Annotated in this window: 20 protein-coding genes and 1 tRNA gene; 9 read left to right on the top strand and 12 right to left on the bottom strand. The window is 41.1% G+C overall.

The features are described from left to right. Positions 1 to 107: 107 nt before the first annotated feature. Positions 108 to 1079 carry a hypothetical protein gene (locus ABDW33_RS24125; protein ID WP_343692663.1) on the bottom strand — a complete coding sequence of 324 codons (972 nt, stop codon included), beginning with the start codon at positions 1077 to 1079 and terminating at the stop codon, positions 108 to 110. A 795-nt stretch (positions 1080 to 1874) separates the two neighbouring features. Between ABDW33_RS24125 and ABDW33_RS24120 the strand changes: the two genes are divergently transcribed. Both ABDW33_RS24120 and ABDW33_RS24115 read left to right on the top strand, forming a co-directional pair. Then, positions 1875 to 4619, top strand: coding sequence for a glycoside hydrolase family 2 TIM barrel-domain containing protein (locus ABDW33_RS24120; RefSeq protein ID WP_343692662.1), 2745 nt, complete (start codon positions 1875 to 1877; stop codon positions 4617 to 4619). A gap of 350 nt (positions 4620 to 4969) precedes the next feature. Beyond that, entirely contained in the window at positions 4970 to 6847 is a 1878-nt protein-coding gene (locus ABDW33_RS24115) for a glycoside hydrolase family 97 catalytic domain-containing protein (protein ID WP_343692661.1), read from the top strand. A gap of 203 nt (positions 6848 to 7050) precedes the next feature. Here the strand turns inward: ABDW33_RS24115 and ABDW33_RS24110 are convergent, their stop codons facing one another. Then, the gene (locus ABDW33_RS24110; protein ID WP_343692660.1) at positions 7051 to 8556 is read right to left on the bottom strand and encodes a hypothetical protein; all 1506 of its coding nucleotides are present in this window, start codon (positions 8554 to 8556) and stop codon (positions 7051 to 7053) included. 128 nt (positions 8557 to 8684) lie between these two features. On the opposite strand from ABDW33_RS24110, the gene yiaA reads away from it, so the two are divergent. After that, positions 8685 to 9152, top strand: a complete 468-nt coding sequence (yiaA, locus tag ABDW33_RS24105) for an inner membrane protein YiaA (protein ID WP_343692659.1) — start codon at positions 8685 to 8687, stop codon at positions 9150 to 9152. 349 nt (positions 9153 to 9501) lie between these two features. On the opposite strand, the gene ABDW33_RS24100 is transcribed toward yiaA, so the two are convergent. Continuing rightward, a complete protein-coding gene (locus ABDW33_RS24100) occupies positions 9502 to 10653 on the bottom strand; it encodes an alginate lyase family protein (protein WP_343692658.1) in 1152 nt (383 codons plus the stop codon). A gap of 98 nt (positions 10654 to 10751) precedes the next feature. Here ABDW33_RS24100 and ABDW33_RS24095 point away from each other — a divergent pair, with 98 nt between their 5' ends. The 5 genes from ABDW33_RS24095 to ABDW33_RS24075 all read left to right on the top strand — a co-directional run bounded on the left by ABDW33_RS24095 (position 10752) and on the right by ABDW33_RS24075 (position 15358). Next, positions 10752 to 11444, top strand: coding sequence for a DNA alkylation repair protein (locus tag ABDW33_RS24095; protein ID WP_343692657.1), 693 nt, complete (start codon positions 10752 to 10754; stop codon positions 11442 to 11444). 118 nt (positions 11445 to 11562) lie between these two features. Next, positions 11563 to 12591 carry a sterol desaturase family protein gene (locus tag ABDW33_RS24090; RefSeq protein WP_343692656.1) on the top strand — a complete coding sequence of 343 codons (1029 nt, stop codon included), beginning with the start codon at positions 11563 to 11565 and terminating at the stop codon, positions 12589 to 12591. Next, complete coding sequence (locus ABDW33_RS24085) at positions 12584 to 13627, top strand: 6-bladed beta-propeller (RefSeq protein WP_343692655.1); 1044 nt, start codon at positions 12584 to 12586, stop codon at positions 13625 to 13627. Before ABDW33_RS24090 ends, ABDW33_RS24085 begins: the two co-directional genes overlap by 8 nt. A gap of 105 nt (positions 13628 to 13732) precedes the next feature. Then, positions 13733 to 13816: transfer RNA gene (locus ABDW33_RS24080), tRNA-Leu, on the top strand. A 420-nt stretch (positions 13817 to 14236) separates the two neighbouring features. Next, positions 14237 to 15358, top strand: coding sequence for a site-specific integrase (locus ABDW33_RS24075; RefSeq protein ID WP_343692654.1), 1122 nt, complete (start codon positions 14237 to 14239; stop codon positions 15356 to 15358). A 70-nt stretch (positions 15359 to 15428) separates the two neighbouring features. On the opposite strand, the gene ABDW33_RS24070 is transcribed toward ABDW33_RS24075, so the two are convergent. Together ABDW33_RS24070 and radC are read right to left on the bottom strand one after the other, a co-directional pair. Next, positions 15429 to 15668, bottom strand: a complete 240-nt coding sequence (locus ABDW33_RS24070; protein WP_321570520.1) for a hypothetical protein — start codon at positions 15666 to 15668, stop codon at positions 15429 to 15431. Positions 15669 to 15809: 141 nt separating this feature from the next. Beyond that, positions 15810 to 16553, bottom strand: coding sequence for a DNA repair protein RadC (radC, locus tag ABDW33_RS24065; RefSeq protein ID WP_343692653.1), 744 nt, complete (start codon positions 16551 to 16553; stop codon positions 15810 to 15812). Positions 16554 to 16778: 225 nt separating this feature from the next. Between radC and ABDW33_RS24060 the strand changes: the two genes are divergently transcribed. Further along, positions 16779 to 17438: a hypothetical protein gene (locus tag ABDW33_RS24060; RefSeq protein WP_343692652.1), complete on the top strand. Its 660-nt coding sequence runs from the start codon at positions 16779 to 16781 to the stop codon at positions 17436 to 17438. 1074 nt (positions 17439 to 18512) lie between these two features. On the opposite strand, the gene ABDW33_RS24055 is transcribed toward ABDW33_RS24060, so the two are convergent. From ABDW33_RS24055 to ABDW33_RS24025, 7 genes are all read right to left on the bottom strand, one after another. Next, positions 18513 to 18791 (bottom strand): hypothetical protein, encoded by a 279-nt coding sequence (locus ABDW33_RS24055; RefSeq protein WP_343692651.1) that lies wholly within the window; start codon positions 18789 to 18791, stop codon positions 18513 to 18515. A gap of 208 nt (positions 18792 to 18999) precedes the next feature. Next, on the bottom strand, positions 19000 to 19335 hold the full coding sequence (locus ABDW33_RS24050; protein ID WP_343692650.1) for a hypothetical protein: 336 nt from the start codon (positions 19333 to 19335) through the stop codon (positions 19000 to 19002). 57 nt (positions 19336 to 19392) lie between these two features. Beyond that, positions 19393 to 20187, bottom strand: a complete 795-nt coding sequence (locus ABDW33_RS24045; RefSeq protein ID WP_343692649.1) for a hypothetical protein — start codon at positions 20185 to 20187, stop codon at positions 19393 to 19395. 107 nt (positions 20188 to 20294) lie between these two features. Beyond that, positions 20295 to 21179 (bottom strand): hypothetical protein, encoded by an 885-nt coding sequence (locus tag ABDW33_RS24040; protein ID WP_343692648.1) that lies wholly within the window; start codon positions 21177 to 21179, stop codon positions 20295 to 20297. A gap of 2 nt (positions 21180 to 21181) precedes the next feature. Continuing rightward, positions 21182 to 21355 (bottom strand): hypothetical protein, encoded by a 174-nt coding sequence (locus tag ABDW33_RS24035; protein ID WP_343692647.1) that lies wholly within the window; start codon positions 21353 to 21355, stop codon positions 21182 to 21184. Positions 21356 to 21360: 5 nt separating this feature from the next. Next, entirely contained in the window at positions 21361 to 22005 is a 645-nt protein-coding gene (locus ABDW33_RS24030) for a hypothetical protein (RefSeq protein ID WP_343692646.1), read from the bottom strand. Positions 22006 to 22042: 37 nt separating this feature from the next. Beyond that, positions 22043 to 22282, bottom strand: a complete 240-nt coding sequence (locus ABDW33_RS24025) for a hypothetical protein (RefSeq protein WP_343692645.1) — start codon at positions 22280 to 22282, stop codon at positions 22043 to 22045. Positions 22283 to 22316 lie beyond the last annotated feature (34 nt).

Here is a 22316-nt window from a genome sequence, read left to right as displayed (position 1 = left end):
TCATTTTGTGCCCTGTTTAACCACTTGCAAAGTCCCCACCTGTAACCTATAATAAAAGATGGCCGCCCCTAAAGACAGCCATCTTTCAAAACAACAGCAGCACCTGTCTATTCAGGTATATTATAATATCTGCACACCGCCGTATAATCGTTATAATCAGGATGATTTTCCTGCTTTCCGCCCGATACGCCACCAGGTATAATCACATAGCGGTACTGCAATACCGTACTCAATGAAACGGTATTACTATTATCATGTGTAAACCGCGTAATGAGTATTTTATTTACCATGGGTATAAATGAAATTGTATTCGGTTTGCCACCAGCATTACTGGTATACGGCAACACAAACGTTCCGGCACCGAAAGTAAAATATACAATCACCGTTCCTGAATTAATAATAGCAGAGGAAAGGCTCGGCGCCGCTACATATCCTACCTTTACTGAAGAATTATCTACTGTTGAATCATTGAAATTAGTCGCATATTTCCAGGTTGAATAAATCACATTCGCTGTACCCGCCGGACCTTGTGGGCCCGCTGGTCCCTGTGGGCCTGCAGGACCCTGCAATGACAACGCCGCACCCCATGTTCCGCCCGTTTTAGGACCATACAGGTTATATGCAGACTTATCTAAATAATAATCTCCATTGCTGCCTACTGTATTAGCCGGAGCCCCTGTACCACTTAATATCTTACTACCCGCAGCCCCTGTAGCACCCGTTGCTCCAGTCGCTCCCGTAGCACCGGTCGCTCCAGTAGCTCCTGTTGCTCCTGTTGCTCCCGTAGCCCCGGTCGCTCCCTTCAAAATAATCGGTGTTCCCCAGCCATTTGCTGTCTTAGGGCCATAAAATTCAGAACTGGAAAGATTCAGATAAAAATCACCATTATCTCCAACATTAGTAGCCGGTGCTCCAGTGCCGCTATAAATCTTGCTGCCGGCAGGCCCTGGCACTCCCTGTTGTCCCTGTACCCCCTGATCCCCTTTTGGACCAGCTGGTCCCTGGTCACCTTTCTTACAGCTTGCTGATGCCAGGATCATAAAGAGAAAAATCATAGTTACATGTGATAACCACTTCATTGCTTTGTGTGTTTTATGTTTGATTATTGTTGATTGGTATGGCTCTTATTGAAATAAATAACACTTCCCCATCCAGGCATGAAATGCTAAATGGCAGTTTACACCCGACGTTTGCCGGAGAAAAATGGTTCGGTTTACCTGGCAAGGTGATACGCTAAACATATCCGATTACCTGAAGCAGATCGGTGCTCCGAAAGTCCTGGGGTTATATTTTAATGATATCTCTCACTCACGGATTTTACATGACAACCACAGTAAATATAGAATCTACTGCGATGCTTACAGATCACCATGCTTATTGTATGTTTTATTTCTCTGAGGTTAACCCGGCATCCAGGTTTCTTGTTTGTTTTACTTTTTTGGCGTAACAAATATTTTTAATCACTAACCGCTGGAACCCTATGTCATATGCATTTGCAAACGTTTTCCTATTGTTAGTAAAATTAAAATTAGTAAAAAAAAGGTACCTACCTATATGCTGAGCAATTATTTGCTTATCTGGCAGTTTTAGGCTGATAACCGGTAGGATTTTTTTAATAACATAACCAACATTTCAGCAGCTGTTTTCGACCAGCGATGGATGAAGTACCAGTTATTAGACAAAATATCAGAAACGGGGTACCCACGACTTTCGGCAATACAAAAAGAGTCAGCCAGCCAAATTATAAAGGAAATACATTCTCCATGAGTGAGAGATATCATGAACGAAATAATAGCCCATACGTTTTGTTACTCCACAATATTTTAAAACCCCGTTTCTTTTTCTATTTTTGGTACCATTATAAAATTCCGCTTATGTCAGTACGAACCCTATTGATGTTTACCTGTTTGTTTTGCCTGCAGACAACCTTCGCCCAGGAAAGCCAATATATATACCTTTCAGGCACAGATAAAGATCATACTGTTGACTGGGACTTCTACTGTACGGGTGGGCAGCGCCATGGCCAATGGACGGCTATTGCTGTTCCCTCCAACTGGGAACAACAGGGTTTTGGAAACTACAACTATGGCCACGACAAGATAAAAGCCGATGAGCAGGGTTTGTATCGTTACAGGTTTACTGCTCCTGAAAATTGGCGTGAAAGGCAGGTGAGTATAGTCTTTGACGGTGTGATGACGGATACGGAAGTGAAAATAAACGGCAAGCTCGCGGGGCCTGTTCACCAGGGAGGTTTTTACCGTTTCCGATATGACATCAGTAAATTGTTGCACAATGGCAGTAACCTGCTGGAAGTGAAGGTCAATAAGATGTCTGCTAACAAGAGCGTTAACAACGCAGAGCGCAACGGTGATTTCTGGATACTGGGTGGCATCTATCGGCCTGTGTTCCTGGAAGTAAAGCCGATCGTCCACATCGAGGGTGTTGCGATCGATGCCACCGCAAAAGGGCTGTTTACTGTACATGTCTCTACGACCGCTCTGCCTGCTAATTATACGATCAGCTCGCAGGTACAGACAATGGATGGGAATGTAGTGAAAGAAGCAGTAACTATCCCTGGAAATAATACCGGCACATATACGCTGCAACAATCTATTGACCATCCGGCAACATGGAGTGCCGAAACACCCAATCGCTACCAGGCGGTGATAGAAATTAAAAAGGGTAACCAGACAATACACCGCGTCAGACAATCATTTGGTTTCCGCACCATGGAAGTAAGACCGCACGATGGGATATATGTAAATGATGTGAAGGTGATATTAAAAGGTGTTAACCGGCATAGCGCATGGCCTGAAACAGGGCGAACACTTAGCAAAGCAATCAGCATCCAGGATGTAAATCTCATAAAGGATATGAACATGAACGCGGTGAGAATGTCGCATTACCCGCCGGATGTTCATTTCCTGGATGTCTGTGATTCACTGGGGCTATTCGTGCTGGACGAGCTGACTGGCTGGCAGGCCGCCTATGATACGACGATAGGTCACAAATTAGTGAAGGAGTTGGTAGAGCGGGATGTAAACCACCCATCTATAATTGTATGGGACAATGGTAATGAAGGTGGCTTTAACCGGGCATTGGATGGCGACTATGCGATGTATGATCCACAGCAACGCCCGGTATTGCACCCCTGGGAAAGGTATAATAATGTGGATACTAAACACTACCCGGATTTTAATTATCTCGTGAATGCAAGTTTATATGATCAGGATATTTATTTGCCTACTGAGTTTATGCACGGCCTGTACGATGGGGGTATGGGGGCGGGACTTGCCGATTTCTGGGAACGTATGTTGCTGCATCCCCGTGGAGCGGGTGGTTTCCTGTGGGCGTTTGCAGATGAGGGTCTGGTGCGTACCGATAAAAATGGCTGGATTGACACCGACGGCAATCATGCCCCTGATGGCATTGTAGGACCACACCGCGAAAAGGAGGGGAGCTTCTATGCCATCCGTGAAATCTGGTCGCCGGTACATATCACCTTACCATTTATCAGCAACAGTTTAAATGGACTTATCCCGGTAGAAAACCGCTATGACTATACATCATTGGCCGAATGCCGATTTGGTTGGCAATTGCTGCGTTTCCCGCCACCCGGGAAAAGAGGTCAGACAGATACAGTCGCCTCCGGTAAAATCAATGCACCTGATCTGGCGCCACATACGAAAGGCTTTTTATCACTACAGCTACCTGCAGGTTGGCAGGAGGCAGATGCCTTAGAGGTGATAGCCTGGGATCAGACCGGCCGTGAAATCATTGCCCGTAGCTGGCCATTGCAATCGCCGGCCGATGTGGTAAAGCAATTTCCGTCACCTGTTGGAAAGGTGAAGCTGGTGAAAGACAACGATACCCTGGCGGTAGATAACGGCAAGGGCGTCTATTATTTTAGTCGTACCAGTGGACTATTATTACAGATACGAACACCAAAAGGAAAGATCTCCTTAAGTGGTGGTCCGGTGCTGGCCGGTTTTCAGCAACAACTACAGGAATTCCGGTCAGGTGCTGATTCAAGTGGATTCTTTGTTTATGCAAGGTATGAAGGCAATGGCTTTTTGCAGGTAAAATGGACCTTCCGGCCCGGTGTGCCGGTAAAACTGGATTACAGTTATAGTTTTAAAGGAGACGTTGCCTTTAATGGTATCACTTTCCGCTATCCCGAAGAGCAGGTAACAGGACTATCATGGCAGGGGGACGGGCCCTATCGTGTATGGAAGAACCGTCTACAGGGAAATTTATTTGGCAGCTGGTATAAAGACTACAATAATACTGTGACCGGTGAAAGCTGGGTATATCCTGAGTTTAAAGGCTATCATGCCAATGTATATCATGCCACCTTTTATACCACCGAACAACCCATTACCTTTTATGTTGGAAACGCGGGCACGTTCTTACAGGTGTTCAAGCCACAGCCACCCAAAGGCGCTGCCAATAACAATACCAGTCCCGCCTTTCCTGATGGCGATATCGGATTTTTGAACGCCATTTCTCCTATTGGTACCAAGTTCCAGGACGCGGCACAAATGGGGCCTGAAAGCCAGACGAATAAAATGCTTAACTATAGCCCTGTAAAGGGCACTATCTGGATGGACGTACCATAAAAGAATCCAGGTAATGCAAAAGGTTGAATCATATTCAACCAGTTTATTCATATATACATCATCTGCGTTCCTATCGTTAAAGGTCTGATTTGTATAAAGAAAAGTCTACTTTGATTAAGCAGCCGGTCGTTAATTCAGGCTAAATTTGGTCTATTGACCAGCACACGCCCAACATAGCCGTCTGATCAATCTATAACATTCATGCTAAGAAAAGAGCGTATTAGATTAACTGAATAGATGTATTCAGTTTTCAGCTGAAATGGCGACAAAGGAAATAGCTGTTTTTCATTTAAGCTTATAGTATCGTTATCTTTTTGTTTTTGATACAACTCCAGTATAACAGAATCGTTATGAAATACTTGTTCATTTTGATGACGATTGAATGTGCATCATTGTTTTGCAATGCGCAGACAGTTCAATCTCCCGACGGCAATCTCAAAGTAGTCGTTCACACAGGTTCACAACCTTCATTCAGTATTAGTTATAAAGGTCGGGAGGTATTACCCGTATCGTCACTGGGTGTTATTCGTAGAGATCAGTCATTCGCGGCCGGACTTCAATTAGATGATGTATCTGAACCAGAAGTGATAAAGGACACTTACCAGATGCTAACTGGTAAAAGGATGAATTGTAGCAATACAGGAACGCAACGGATCTTTAAATTTTCCAACTCCAATCACCAGCATTTGAATATCGTGTTCAGGACCTACAATGATGGCGTTGCTTTCCGTTATGAATTTCCGGATCATTCAGACTCACTGGTAAATGTAACCGGAGAAAGTACTACCTATCTTTTACCCGACAGTACCTCCAGGTGGATGCAGCCTTATACGCCTGCTTACGAAGACTTTTATTCTCTGAATAACAATGGTGCGGGAAGTAAAGACCATGAATGGGGACTTCCTGCATTATACAAAGTAAAGAACGATTCTACATGGGTGTTAATCTCCGAAGCAAACATGTCTGAATATAACTGTGGTGCCAGGCTAAATAATAAAGAAAAACCGAATGAATATGTAGTCACCTATCCCGGGGCAAGAGACAGTTTTAAACAGGTGGGCGTCATGACACCTTTGCCATGGACTTCCCAGTGGCATACTTTTATAATCGGTCCTTTGCGCAATATTGTGTCTTCTACATTAATAACCGATGTAAGTGCGCCCAATAAATTAAAAGAAACGGATTGGATCCGGCCGGGAGCGGTATCTTGGATCTACTGGGCCTACAATCATGGGTCGAAAGATTATAAAAGAACAGTTGAATACATTGATTTTGCAAAGGAAATGGGGTGGCCCTATGCATTGATTGACTGGGAATGGGACGTAATGACAAATGGCGGTAATATATCAGATGCTATCAGGTATGCTGCATCCAAAGGGGTAAAGGTCCTGCTATGGTATAATTCCGGTACTTCCTGGCTGGGAGCGACTCCCGCAGACCGTTTGCTGGATGCCGATAAACGCAGGAAGGAATTTACCTGGCTGAAGGAAATGGGTGTCAGCGGAATAAAAGTTGATTTCTTTGCAGGAGATGAACAGGACATGAATAAGTATTACATCGAGCTGCTGAAAGATGCTGCCAGTTACCATCTTATGGTTAATTTCCATGGCGCGACAGTGCCCCGCGGATGGGCAAGGACTTATCCTAATCTCATGACTACCGAAGCTGTATATGGTGCTGAATGGTATAATAACCTCCCGGTATTGACTGATAAAGCAGCGAGGCATAATACAACCTTACCATTTACACGTAATGTAGTCGGTTCTATGGACTATACCCCTGTTACATTTTCCAATAGCCAACATCCTCATATCACTTCTTTCGGACATGAACTGGCCTTATCTGTGGTGTTTGAGTCAGGCTTTCAACATTTTGCTGACAAGCCTTCGTCTTATGATAGCTTACCCCCAGTGCCTAAGGATTTTTTGAAGCATGTTCCTGTAACCTGGGATGATACACAGTTATTAGATGGTTATCCGGGGGAGAAGGTGGTTATTGCAAGGAGAAAAGGAAAGGTTTGGTATATCGGTGGTTTAAATGGAAAGGACACTACCCAGGACTTGGTGATCAATCTTGACAGGATAAAAAAGGGAAAGGCAACGCTGCAGATCATCATGGATGGGAAAGATGATCATTCTTTCAATGTGAAAAATGTCTCTTATACAGGTAAAGAAACGCTTAGTATAAAATGTTTGCCAAGGGGAGGATTTGTCGCAGTAGTCCGATAATGTAATTGAAATTGTCGCTGATCTGGATAAATTGTCTGCGGATGCAGATGCTTGTGAGCCATCCTATAAAAATGGGTTGCTGCCGGCTTAAATAATTACACAACGGTTGTCTCAAAAATAAAATTATCTGGTTGTATGAAAAAACGAATTTCGTAAAAAGGCTTCCAGATTATTTTTGAGACAATCTCTTTTTAAACTAGCAATCACTCAACAGAAAATGGGCTTCTTTTAATCAATTTCAGCACTACTTTATACCCCATATTTTTCTCCCATCTTGCTAATAGCCATCCAATAAAAATCAGGGAAAAAATATCATTATTCTCTTCTTTTTCCAGGAGATGTAGCACTGCTTCTTTATAGGATAGTTCATGCACCACATCTGGCTGCTGTAAATATTTTTCTACCAGTTTCAAAAACAATAATACCCGTTCTTCCGAAGTTTTTTGCAGATACTTCTTGTACCGTCTTCGAAAACTAACCAGCCTTGACATGGCGAGCTCGGTATTGGAAAATTGTGCGTGCACCAAAATCTCCATCAGGTTTTTTCGGATTGTCCACAGCATGCCCATTCTCTTCTCGTACCACGCGTCTGTGCGCGTCAATAAAGACAATTGTTTCAGGCTTTTCTGGTCATTACATAGTGCTAGAAACATCGTCAGACATACCCGGATATCCTCGACATCTTCTGGTTTCAAAGGATGCACTGTATGAGAAAGCGATTCCTGTAGTGCCGCGATAGCCTCATCCGGATTGTTAGTAAAGAACAGGTTGAGCGAGGAAAGTAGCTGGTAACGTAAATAAAAAAGCGCCTGATAACGGTTATCTGTCACCATCAAATCCTTCATATCCTTAAGATACCCTGTGCTGCGGATAAAATCCTTTCTCCTCAGGTGGAAGTTCGCCAACAGGTATAAGATGGAGATATGGTAAAAGAGGTTGGTCTGTTTTTTATGGCCCTGGTCCTGTATAAATTGATTGGTCCGGTTAATATAGCGCTCTATCAGTCCGTAGTTCTGCTGTATTGCGGCATATTCATTGGCAATGAACAGGATCTGGTAGATGGATTTATAAGTCATCAGTTCCTGAACGGCAATTTTGTATTTCCGGGTCGTCGCAATCATCAATGATGTTAAGTTGACAATCTTTCCTTTCAGGTGGATCTCTTGCAACTCTTGTCTCAGAAAGGCATAAGCCATATTCAGTTTGGCTTCCCGTTGCATATGTTCCTGGTTCTGCAGGAAGCGGGTGGTTAGAACATCCAGTTTTTCCGCTCCCGGCAGGTGCGCATACTGTAATTTTAAGAGCAATAGCTCGTTCAGTAAATTAAACTGCTCCGACTGTTCAGCCAGCCGTTCCGCTTTGTCCAGACACTTGAATGCAACCTTGACGACATCATTTTCTAATAAAAACCGGCTCACCACAACTAGTCGCAGGGCGTCGTAGGTGTCAGAATGCCGGTTTTCGAAAGTTTTCTGCGATAGAAACAGGAGCAGGTTATCCTGCAGCCTTTTGCGTAAGGCATGGTATGCATCCTTATTTTTCGCGGATTCATAGAGCTTATTCAGCCCTTTTATATCGTCAGTTTCTATCAAATCAAGCAATGCGAGGTTTTTTACATCAGACCGCTTGTTCTTTTGTAGTAAAAACTGTCTAAATGATTGTTTTTCATTGTCATTTAATAGATTTACCAATTCTGATAGTGCGTCCATAAAAATAAAGGTATCGACTGTAATTACCACTAAAATAAAAAAATATATCGTCAGTAATTTGCCCATTCTGTTTTTTTCAGTTCTGTTTTCTCCCCGACATTTGTTTCATCATCACAAAATCAAATTATATGGAACCGCTACAAAACAGAACAGAAGAAAATTTATATAGTATCAAACAGGGCGAAAATGCCAGAAACCCATTTAAACCGACCGGCGCATTTATAGGCGCTTCCTGGTTTGCATTACTGATAGGCGCTGCAGGATATTGTATTGGTTTGTGGAATGCAAATATGCAATTGAACGAGAAAGGCTACTACTTGACCATTTTATTATTTGGCTTGTTTTCGGTAGTCTCTGTACAAAAGAGTGTCAGGGATAGGGCGGAGGGTATTGCTGTGACGGACCTTTACTACGGTTTAAGTTGGTTTGCCACTATCGCTGCCATGCTGTTACTGACCATTGGTCTTTGGAACGCAGGCATGACGTTAAGTGAAAAAGGTTTTTATGCGATGGCTTTCTGCTTAAGCATGTTTTCAGCCATTGCTGTACAGAAGAATACACGTGATGCAAAGATGATAGAGAAAAAAGAATTGTAACGTAGCGGTTGCAACCCCGCAGTTCTTGCCAGCAAGTCTGCGGGGATATTTACCCGGTAATCTCTTATGGGTAAATGTGTAACCACACGGTATTATTCATTAGCCTGCTTCGAAATGTACCTTGTTTTAACAGGAATTCATGTTAGCTGACCTTATTGATATTTCATTCATTGTCGCCCCCAAATCCATAAAAAAGGGCCGCCTGCAATACTAATTGAGGCGGCCTCTTTAATGAGCGGTGATTGACGTAAATAGCTCGCAGTGCCCATACACGGGTATGAGTTTTATAAACGGTACACAGTGATCCCCTGCAGGCATCTGCCGTATTGTTTATTTACATAGCTACGATCTACAACCATATCAACGGATATCTTATTGGTAAGTTCCTTATTACCTCACTATGCTCCGGCTGATGATCCAGTCGCTTCCATGTATCGAACCAATCTTTCTGTTTCCAGGTATTCGCTCCAAACACCAAAAAAGGTGGTGCAACCGGCCACTCATCCCAATACATCACATCAGCCTTGTATGGCCACTTATGTTTATCTGCCACATAGGGATACATATATTCAATTCCCTTCCTGATACTCCGGCCGTCCGGTAGTTGAAAATGCCAGAGGTCATTATGACTATCAGATAAGATCTGGCAGATCATCACCATTGCATCCAGGTTAAACAATGAATATCCATAGGGTTTTGTACGTGCCAGTTCCAGCGGAAAACTTCCGTCTTTTGCCATTTGTCCGGGCAACAGTACCTCCATATATCGTTTCCTGCAAAATTGCAATAATACGCTATCTCCCGTCAAACGTGCAAAAGCTGCCACCTGCATGACCCAACAGGTACCATGATTATTTTTGGCATTCATTTCATCTTTCCCGTACTGATGACTTGTCAGCCACTGAAGATACTCCCGGAACCATTTCCTGACGCCTGCCAATAACTCCCTGTCGAATACCGCCGCATCCTGCATCACTAACACTCCCTGTGCTACCTCCATCAGGTGTATCGTGTCAATAATCCCGATTCCCCGACCTGTAAACCGGCCTTTGATCGCCTGTGCATATAGCAGGTCAGGATACATGCATGTGGCCGGATCGGTAAACCAGGCCTTCAGGTGTCGTTGCGCTGCGAGTACATACTTACTATCTCCTGTTATACGATATGCCGATGCCAGTGCGCCCACGATACAACTAAACCGGATCATAGCCAGCCGGTGTGCCACAAAGTTCGCGGGGTTGGTCATTCCATCTCTTTGCACATAAGGACTATCCGGATGACCCGGTACTGGCCACCAATAATCACCTTCAGAATAAAAGTCATGTAATCCCCCGGCACTGCGATTGCAGGATGCTGACGTAACTGTCACAGGAGCCTGTTTTAGGGCCCATGAGGCGGCTGAAAGTACCTGCCTGCGTAGTACACTCACAATCGTTTCGTCGGGAAAAACAGGCTTAAAAGAATAGCAGGAACAAAGTATCAGTAAAAGCGCATGTTTCATAACCGGGTTTTGTATAAATAAAACAAAAATATATCAAAGGCGGAACCATTTTGCTGGAGATAAAGCAACTCCCTAATTTTATAGGCAATTATAAGATAATGGACGACGTTAACGCAATAATAGACCTGCTGAAAGAAAAGGCAGATGCCAGATACCATGCGGGCATGAAGCGTTTTGGAATTGACAATGAAAAGGCGTTGGGCGTTAAACTGCCTGAGATCCGGTCATTGGCAAAAATAATAAAGAAAGACCATCATCTTGCCTTGCGTCTCTGGAATACCCATATACATGAGGCACGTATACTGGCATCATTGGTGGCGGATCCGAAGCAGGTCACTCCTCAGTTAATTGACAGCTGGGCAAAGGATTTTACGAGCTGGGACGTTTGCGATCAGACGTGCGGAAACCTGTTTGACCGTACACCCTATGCGATCGCAAAGGCACTGGAGTTGAGTCATCATAAAGAGGAGTTTATAAAACGCGCCGGCTTTGTATTGATGGCTGGTTTAGCAGTACATGATAAGAAAGCGGATGACAAGGTCTTTATTCAATTCTTTCCCGTTATAGAACGCGAGGCATGCGATCAACGCAACTTTGTAAAGAAGGCCGTTAACTGGGCATTGCGGCAGATCGGTAAACGAAATGATACATTGCTGCCATTGGCGATACAATGTGCAGAACGAATTTTACTGCAGGATAGTAAATCTGCCAGATGGATTGCAACGGATGCACTGAGGGAATTAACCAATCGCCGGCCCCGTAAGCGTACTAACACCATACATACTCGCTGATATGTATGCAGCTTATGTTTGAAGTTTTTCATATTTCTGTCAGGATCTTTCAAAAACGCGCCTGGCGGGGAACTATCTATTGATATTTTAGTAGTTTACCATTACTAAATATTCGCGCATGGGATTGTTCCACACATTGTATGAAGAACTTATAGGTTTCATGGGCTTAAATGCCCTGCTCGAAATGTACCGTACGGGTAATTACCAGAGCCTGCTTACACTGAACGGCATTTTAGGTGCAGTATCACCAGTGCTTCCTTTTCTTTTATTGATTGAAATTACGCGTGCGCTGGTGTATAAGCGGTTCAAGATAGAAGATTACCGTATGCCGTTTTTAATATTTGTTATTAACCGCGTTATTGGTCGTTTTCTTTCTATCGCAGCCATCGCTTTTTGCATTGGCGTATTTGAAAAATATGCGCTTTTCAAAACTACCTTTACGTGGTATTGGCTGATCTATGGCTATATCGTTTGGGAATTCGGTCATTTCCTGTATCACTATTGGGGGCACAGAGTCCGTCTTTTCTGGTGCCTGCATGCCACGCATCATATGCCGCAGACGATGAACCTGTCTGTGAGCTATGCGCATTTTTTTCTGGAGGGCGCTTATGCCGACATCATTCGTACCACCGTGTGTATATTGTTAGGTGTTAATCCGCCGCTGTTGTTTTTTATTATGTTCATTGACGGTTTCTGGGGTGGATTTATTCATGTGGGCGAAAACATTCTGAAGAACGGACGTTTGGGTTTTCTGAATAAGTGGATACTCACACCTTCACATCATCGGGTGCATCATGCAAGGAACCCGCTTTATATGGACACCAACTTTTGCAACCTGTTGAACATCTGGGATAAAGTTTTTGGTACATTTCAGTATGAAGATCCGAAAGAGCCGATACAATACGGCGTAACGCGCAACGTGAATAACCGTAATTTCTTTGATGTATACTTCGGCGAGTTTTACTACCTGGCATTGGATGTCTGGAGAGCACCGGGACTAATGAATAAGGTTCGTTATATTTTCATGCCGCCCGGGTGGAGTCATACCGGTGATCACAAAACTGCAGTGATTGTAAAGCGCGCTTACCTCGAATCGCTCAAAATTGAGCCATCAACAAACACGTTATATGAAGCAAAACATGACTGAGACAAATTTTTCCCGTCGTAATTTTATCCGCAATACAGGCTTGACACTGGGAGGGGTCTTGTTGACCAGGGATCTCTTTGCACGTGATAAAGGACCTGTATATGGTCATAATCATGTTCAGTATACCCTTGATAATGCCTGGAGTAAATGCAGCCCGCAGCAATACCCGGTGAATGATTGTCATGAAATGGTGCAGGATAAAAAAGGGCGTATTTTTTTACTGACCAATGAAACGAAGAACAATGTGCTCATTTATAACACGAGGGGACAGTTGCTCGAAGCATGGGGGCACGCCTTTCCCGGCGCACATGGTTTGACGATCCATGATGAAAATGGTACAGAATATTTATATATCACGGATACTGTGAAGCACCAGGTATATAAAACCACGCTGAAGGGGGAAATATTAATGACTATTCAGGCGCCGCTTGACAGCAAGCTGTATGCGCAGGCAGAGAAATTCGTACCTACAGAGACGACAATAGGGCCTAATGGTGCTATATTTATAGCAGATGGTTATGGTGAGCAATACATTTTGCATTACAATAGCAAGGGGGAGCTGTTAAATTATTTTGGTGGGCGTGGAGTAGGGGATGAGCATCTTGATAATGCGCATGGTATTTTGCTGGATCCGCGTAGTAAAGATGGGTCTCTGTTGGTTACTGACCGTACAAGGAATTGTTTTAAGCGGTTTTCGCAGGAGGGGAAGTTGCTGGATATCATTCATCTTCCTGGTGCGTGTGTATGCCGGCCGGTGGTGCAGGGAGAGTTGTTATATGCGGCGGTATTGCGATCGCCGGATATGAATAAGGAGGGGAGTGGTTTTGTGACGATCCTGGATAAGGACAATAAGGTGGTGAGTAATATAGGGGGGAGTGAGCCGGTATATATAGATGGTCAGCTGCAACCGATGTACCAGGCAGATAAGATTTTTGTACATCCGCATGATGTGTGTGTGGATCGGGATCATAATTTATATGTGGCACAGTGGGCGTCGGGGAAGGTGTATCCTTATAAGCTGAAGCGGGTTTCCTGATTGATTTGGGTGTTTTAAGAGAGAAAAATGAAGGTTTTTGATAAATAAATTTTGAAGATATGATGTAAGAGCATACATTTGCACTCCTGAAACACAAAATCAGTTGCCCAGATGGCGAAATTGGTAGACGCACTGTGTTCAGGTCGCAGCGCTCGCAAGGGTGTGCTGGTTCGAATCCAGTTCTGGGCACAAAATGGCTCTGTAATCAATTGATTTACAGGGCCATTTTTAATTAATGCTTGTCAATAATTCACAGGTTTTAACGCATTCTACCACTATTATTGACAAGCAATTGACAAGCAGCATGACAAGCAGAAATTGTCCTACTACTCACACCTTTTCCTGGCGGAATTGGCAAAAACAAAATTCCTGGGATTCTTCTAATCGAACTATTGCCTCCCCTTCCCTAATTGGCAGAATTAGAAATGTAAATCTGGCAGTCCTGACAGCTGTACAGGAAAAATCTCGAAAAATTCTTTTTTCACTATTATTTCCACTTACATCCGCATTCTTTAACGCCATCCTTAAAACGATAAATAGATCGCTTTATATCTATGGCACGGCATACCCATTGTTCACAGTATCCTATAACCCAAAAGCCGCAACGATATGAAAATAGGATCTTACCTAAACAGGACGAAAGATAAAAGGATCTATTATTATGACTATGGCCGGCTTCCCGGACAGCGACCCGCTATAGGAGTATTTACTTATACCAAACCGAAGAACCAGACCGAAAAAAATCATAATAAGCAAGCCTTAGAACTAATCGATGTTAAAAAAAGCCAGACAATAATAGAACAGCAATCTATAGGATCTGCCTATATTCCACCCCATAAGTTTAAGGGGAATTTCTTGGAATACTACGCGGAATATGTAGATAAAAATAAGACCGATGGTAACAGGGCTTTACAGAACAGCTTTAAGCAATTCAAAGAATTTGTAGGGCGTAGTTTCGTTTCCCCAGTTGACATTACGGAAAACCTATGCAAAGAATTTAGAAAATTCCTTTTAGCCAAATTTAAGGGGGAAACTCCCCAGGGGTATTATGCAAGATTTAAGTGGGTATTAAACGCAGCGACTAAGGATAAATATTTCCAGGTCAATCCCACGGACGAAGTTGCAGCAATACCCAATCCCAGCGCGACGTTAAAGGAAAACCTTGAGGTGGAAGAATATTTAACACTGGTAAAAACACCTTGTTTAAATGAGGAAATAAAATTTGCATTTATCTTCTGCTGCTACACAGGGCTTAGATGGGTAGATGTTGAGCGTGTCTGGAATAATGACGTAAATGAAGACGTTCTCACTACCAGGATCATACAAAAGAAAACAGGTTTACCAGTTACGTTAACCCTGCATCCAATTGCCCAAGCTATAATAAAAATACAAAGGAGGAAAAGAGGTAGCACACCTGGGAATAAAAAGCTATTTCAACTTCTCGGTCGTAATGGCTGTAACAAAGTATTAGAAAAATGGATCGCAGCGGCAAAAATATCAAAACATATTACCTGGTCATGTGCCCGCTTATCTTTTGCTATACTGCTAAGAGATGCGTTAGTAGATGAGGTGACTATCGCAACCTTAATGGGTCATGCGACACCTAAACAGGTCAATAAAACCTATAAAAGACACCGGGCTAAAGACCAGCTGCAAACCATCATGAAACTGCCATCGGTGGATATTGATAAATATTTTCTTCACTTACCGGAGGAGGAATCGGAAGAATAAATTGATGCCAATAACAAAAAGGAATGGCTGTCCAAAACGGACAACCATTCCTTTTAAATGCAAAACAAAATTATCTCCTCCTCTTTTTCGGCAATTCCATCACTGTTGCCTTTTCGCCCTCCAGCATTTTTTCAACATCCTCTCTTTTAAAGTATCCATTTTCATTTTTAAATACGCCAAACTCTTCGCACTTCTTGGCAAACTGTGTACGGCCGAGATTACAAAAAATCATTGCTTCTTCCGGTTTCAGATACGGTTTGAAGCAAATTGCAATTGCACGCATAGTAACTAATTCTTGCTGTTTAATCATATGTCAGATTTTAAAGCAAAGTTCAGCCATCCCCTAAAACTGATATTCCAATTGTGCAGCTTTAAGTCGAAAAATGTCATATTATGTAGAAAAATGTCGAAAAATGTAAAAAATAGTCGATCGACTATTTTTTACATTCCATCAATTAAGCGATCCTTCATCTGCAAGGCTGTAAAATCCGACCTCTGAAACGATAATATGGTCAATCACAACAATATCCATAAGGCTTGCTGCCTTCACAATTTTCTCCGTAAAATATTTATCCGCAGAACTAGGATGTAAATTCCCGGATGGATGATTATGACAAAGGATTAACTTAGTTGCTCCAATTTCCAATGCTTCTCGAAGTATCATTCTTGTATCTGATGAGACATTAGCAATCCCCCCTTTGGCTACAACACTGTGTTTTAAAACCCTTTGCCCATGATTCATATACAACACATGAAATGATTCATAGGATTGATCCCCTAATATAGGCTTGAAGTATAGCACAGCATCAATGGTATTTGTAATGACTTTTTTCGACAATAGAAGTCCTGCCTGCCTACGTCTTCCTAATTCCATTACCGCTGCTAATTCGGCAGCTTTTATGTCTCCTATTCCCCTAATTCTCTTAAACTGGTTCACATTAAATTTCGCTAGCTCACTGAGGCTGTAAGAGGCTTTAGCAAGTAATTCCTTTGCCATATTTTGTACGTTATTTCCTTTAGAACCGGTGCCGATAACTAGTGCTAACAGTTCCGTATCTGTCAAAGAAGAAGGACCGTGATTTATTAATTTTTGATGTGGTAAATCATCTATTGGCCACCTGGACATTGACAATGTGGATTTTACATCGACCATCTTATTATCAATTACCTGGTCCCAATCAACAATGGATTTCATAAATACCTTTTTTGATTTTCTAATTACCGATTAAATCGCAATAATTAATTTTTTTTGTAACAATGAACAAAATGATATCGCAATTCCTAAGAATTAGCTAAAGTGGATAATAAAACATCCCTTCTGAAAACTATTTTTACAATTACCCAACTAGCGACCACCCCAGGTGTATCTAACATTTCTTGAGTGAACTAATGCCCGCTCAGGACGAAACTAAAAATAGATATGTCGGACGCTGTAAACCCTCTAATCCTACTTTCGGAACTCGTCTGTGATATTAGCATTAAAAATGCGTTCCAGATAACCCAGCAGGAATATGAGTATCAGATAACCAAAATAAACACGTATGAAAAAGAAATCCAGGTAGAGATTTTTATGCAGGCTGTACATTTATTGTCATGTCAAGGTGTTGAGAACTACGTTTCTTCTTATTCACGGGTGTTGTCATATCTGGAGAACTGCCTGAATGAACGTCTTTCCAGCATTGAAATGAATTCAGGAAAGGATTCTCTTATCCTGTCACTAACGCATCACCTTTTATCTGTAGTGCAAAGCCTAAAACAGTTTATTGATCGCCGATTTATAACTTTTTCTCCTGACAATGCGGCTATTGACAAACCCATTCAGAAACAAAAATTTAAACTGAATATAGCAGTTTCAGTTATAGCTACCTTGACATCGGCTTTTGTTCGATCAGGAGATAATGTTAGCACTAGAGAGGAAACTGAAATTATGCGTTTCATAATACAGCTATTCAGTTCAAAGCAAACTGGTGAAATAGCCTTCAAAAGCTTTCAAAACCACTATAGGACACCGGAGAGATCAGGAATTGCCAAATCAATAGGCATTCTGCAATCAATGATAATGTGGTTAAAAAAACAATAATTAACAGATCACATTAATTATTAGCCAGTTGCAAGGGGCTACACCAGCCTTTGCAACTGGTTCCTTATTTAAAATAGGTGTTGCTTTGATAACTCTTCCATTGTTTGTTTTTCCCAGGTAAATAGCCTTGCACGATTATTACTATTTACCACAAAAAATGGCCTGGCAGTATTGCCAAGCCATTTATAAAAAATTATTTTAAAATTACGGTAACTATGTAGCACTTTAACCTAAAAGTGTAACAGACAAGCCTTCAATATTGAAGGCTTGTTAATCGAATCAATCATCTGAACTTCTTTACTGATGCTTAATTAGCTCGGTGATCATTTTGACAACCGCAGTTGCAAAAGGAATCAGTTCTTTGAAATGCCTTTTCAAGAATTTCATTGCAAATTATTTTAAAGTGTATCCGATTTGTTTGATTTACAATTGACAAGCTCAGAGCTGAGCTTCTTTTTACAATTTTGACATCCTGATTGAGACAGGATCTTTACGGTATCGAGAGCATTTCTTGGGAGGAAGCACTCTCCTCATCTAAAATACATCAAAAATTCTACATAGAAAAGTTGCAAAATCTACTGAATCCCGGTTCCTCATCAAAACAGCTAACAAATCACAGAAATGGTAAGTTTACTTCCTGGACAATGTAATACACAGTTAATTATATTGATCTTTAAATAAATGACTGATGTGAATAAACAATATGCGTCTCTGGTTGAGTATAAAGAGGCACCTGAGAAATTTTTATTAAGGGAAAAGAAGTGGCACCTTATGAAGGTCATTAATAAAGTAAATGAGCTTCATGTTGAGTTGGATAGGCTATATATAAAAAGACACTTCCATTGAAGATGCTTTTTACGAATTATTTACTGGTTCGGGACAGGATATTCATTCTTTTAAAACATTTGAGGAATCTGCAGAATTCTTTAAGTGCAAGTTAGTTAAAAGGTATAACTCGTCTGTTTCAGCTGCCTCTAAGTTTGAGACTGAAAAATTACTGGAGGCCTATGAAAAGGCCTCTCTTTAAAGGAAGCCTATTTCAAAGTCTTTGCCAAGGTACAGGACCTACAAAAATCACAAATTATTAGTAAGCCATTGCGATCCTTTATCATTAAATCCTCTCCAGGCAGATTCGCGGCCAGTTACATTAATAACTAGCAGCTCATCGTTGCCGTCAATGAATTGTTTTAAGTGATCTCTTACCTGAACAGCAGTAAGATCTGACTTAATCAGCCAAGTGGAGTCAAGATGGTGCCACCATGTGTTATTTGACAGTTCCTTGATCCCTTCAAATAGAGATTCATAATCTTGACCTTTTTTGTTAAGATCGTAACCAATAAGAAATGTACTCATATAATATTAATTAATGAGGACTACTTATTACAATTATGATGCGAACTGCTTCCTGGTGACAAAACGACGTTTGAGATCGATTTCAATGGACAAATCGGCACGGTTAAAATGGCAGATATCTGATAATCAAATATCTATATCGTAATTTTAAAATAATAATGCTAAGTTAAACTGATGTATAAATGCCCAAATTATTAACTAGAAACCATCATGCTACCGTTGGGGTGTCAAAGATATTCATCTCTCCTCCCTGATTATACCTACCCATTTGCACTGCACGTCCCTTTTCAGGAACCTCAATTACGATGTCAACATCATGCTGGAAGGAATTTTCTCCTCTAAAACTACCCTGTTTAGTTGCCTGGAATATGAAAATAAATGATTTATCAGGATACCTTTCGCGTAATACCCTCAAATCGTCAGGTTTCAGACCAAGATAAGTAACACTATCCAGGAAAACATTTGCGTAAGGAGATAAGTCTTCAGGTAATTTACCCGAAACAATCAAATTCCGATGCTTAACGCTGTCTACTTTCTCCTGCAAGGTACGATTAAGCTTTTCTTCATTAGCTACATATAATGTAAGACCAAAATTCCTGGCTTAATAACCAGCAAAATCTAATGCTAAATGACTTTTCCCAAGTTTAGGTTTACCAAATATCATGACACTAAAATTTTGAGCAGGATCTCCTATAAATTCAAGCCACTTACCCTCAAATCCTAATGTTTTAAAATTCAACTTTGCAAAATCCATACTATTCATAATTCCGTCAGGCAATACATTCCCCTCCACTCCCCCGGATAATTCGACCGATATACTTTCCTTATTATGTTTACTTAGAGCGTCGTTCCAGCCAGACAACGTAGCTCGTTGAATCGGAAGAGGATTTAACTTCACCTTGTGACCTAGAAATTTGGTCAGATTATTTTGGAGCATCCTGATCCTATTCATATATGGATCATTTACTGGGATCTCCCTTTTCGTTATAGCTTCGACAATAGTATCCAATAAATATTGTGCCTTCTCCCTGGTAATTTCTTTACCTTGTAATGAAATGTATTTTTTAATATAGGAAATCGGAAAATAAACTTTCTCTGAATCTAAGATCATACGGAATTCTTCAAGCCGTTCTTTCTTAATATTTACTTCAATTGTTTCCTTCATTGAATTATACACCCTAATAAGATTATCCTGGATATAGACGATTTGTTTAGCATAGTTAGATACTTTTCTAATTCTCTTCTCTATAATGGCTTTTTGTAAAGAGTTAAGGAAATTAAGAATATACTTCTTAGTCCTAATTTTTCCATGCATATCAAAATATCTTTTGATAAACTTGATCTCTTCACCGATGTATCCGGGTTCAATTGTTTTTATATTTTCTTTTAGAGGCATAGTAGAATATTAAATGCAATAAAACACCAACATATCCGGGCTTTTTTCAACATGTACTACATCAAGAACTGAGGTTTTTCTTCAGAAAAACCTCAGTTTAAACTAACCTAACGTGAATTTGCATTGGCTAATAATTGCTTGATATCAACAAGTAGTTGATTTTGCGTATCCTGCTTACTTATCAAACTGGCATGCTGGCTACGTAAATCATTCAATGTTGTATCCATCGTTGACAACTTATTAGTTTGAGATTTCAACTCATTTAGAATATCAGCAAGGGTAGTCTGAACTTGCCCGGTTATTACCTTAGTATCCGTCAATACACCGGTTAAACTGTCCTGCTTACTCAATAGGCTTTGATCTGTTGTGCTGATTACACCCAACTTCTCAACCATGGAAGTAAACATGATGGAATGGGCACCAATGAGGGAGATAATAGCATCTTGTTTCGTCAACAATTCATCCTCTCCGGATTTTATATCAGATACTTTTTCTGAAAGAACTGAAATTTTCACTGTCTGCTCCTTAACTGACAATGTCTGATCCTGCATACTGGTTAGGAGTTGCTGGCTGCTTTCCTTTTCCTCTAATAACCGGTTACCAATAGCTATTAACGCGTTTACCTGTAATTGTTGGAAGTTCAGATCTATCTGCTGGGTACTGTGCCACAGGTTTAAAACCTGTTTAATTTCTATAAGCTGGTCTATTTCCAGCTGCTGCTTATTCAAGGCCAATTCCTCATATTCGTTAGAATAATCAAGCATATGAGCTACCGCATCTCTCAAAGCAGCTATATCAACAATCCCGGATGGTGCCGTCACATCCACCAATTTTATAAACAGATCACTTAATTTACCCTCTCCAAAACTGATCTTGATTGTGTCATCCCTGACAGTTTCTACAGTTTTTATTTGGTCTTTGGCTATTAAAAGCACGCTATCATTAGTTACCATCCGGATAAATGCCCCATAACTATATATCTGTACACTCATACTTAACTCCTTTTATCGATTTTAATGAGTATTAATTCCGCTGCCATTGCCCCAACAAAACCACCTATAAGCAAATAAGGCACCTCTGACCTCTTGTTTGCTTGGGCATACCAGTAAAAGGCTAATGAGCTGATTAAAGTACTGGTGGCTATAACAGCCCGTTCTTTATTTTCCATATGAATTAATGAGTTGCTACTACAACCAGGACACCTGTGACGGCCGCAAGAATGCCACCAAGCACCCTTTTAACCTTCCGGTGCTTTTTGATCATTTCACGCTGCTGGGTATTTTCCGTTAATAGCTGCTGATGTTGGTAAGCAATACTTGTAAGATTATTCCTGAGCGTATCACATTCGTCTTTTTGCAAAGAAATCATACTGTCTTTTATGGAAACCTGCGACTGAAGGTCAACAACCATTGAGTCATACAAACTATCTTTAAGCTGGTCAATCGCTTTAAAATCCACCAATGCTACAGCCAGGCTATCACAATTACTAATGATTGCCGAGGTATCTGTCTCGGTATAGTGAACAGAAAGCAAATCATCAATGGATTGTCTTAATGATGCATTTTCAACTTTTACAGCCGTCAACGAGCTACGAGTTTTAATAATACTTTGGTTTAGGGCTGCATTCACCCGTCTTAAAGAATCAATTTTACCGATGAAGTACATTTCTGATTCATGAATTTTATCCAGGAACACAATCGGCTCCTCGACCCTTACCGATGATTTTTGAGAATTGCCTTTAAATAAAGGTTTTAAGAAATAATAAGCCATTACAGCGATTAAAGAAATAACAAACAGTTCTACTATTATTTTTTTCATGAAATATGTTTTATACTTATTGGGTTAAAAATGAGGTCTAAATATTTTTACTGGAATCATTACTTTTCCTTTCCAGGGAGTATCCAAAGGTTCCAGTGCCAATTAAACTGGCAAACGTAAAGAACATCGCTTCGGGAATATCCTTATCAAGGAACTGCTGTCCAATCCAACTAATAACCAGAGCCAGCAATAATGTTCCGATAACTAATTCTCTAAGGCTATAGCTTCCATTCTTATCCTTCAGTAATTGAAGGATGAAATTCTTTATATCTCTCATGTGCTATTGTATTTTATGAGTTTATATGTGGCCA

This window comes from Chitinophaga sp. (assembly GCF_039596155.1).
Classification (GTDB): Bacteria; Bacteroidota; Bacteroidia; order Chitinophagales; family Chitinophagaceae; genus Chitinophaga.
The sequence above is the reverse complement of the archived record's forward strand: the minus strand, read 5'-3'. Positions and strand labels throughout refer to the sequence as shown.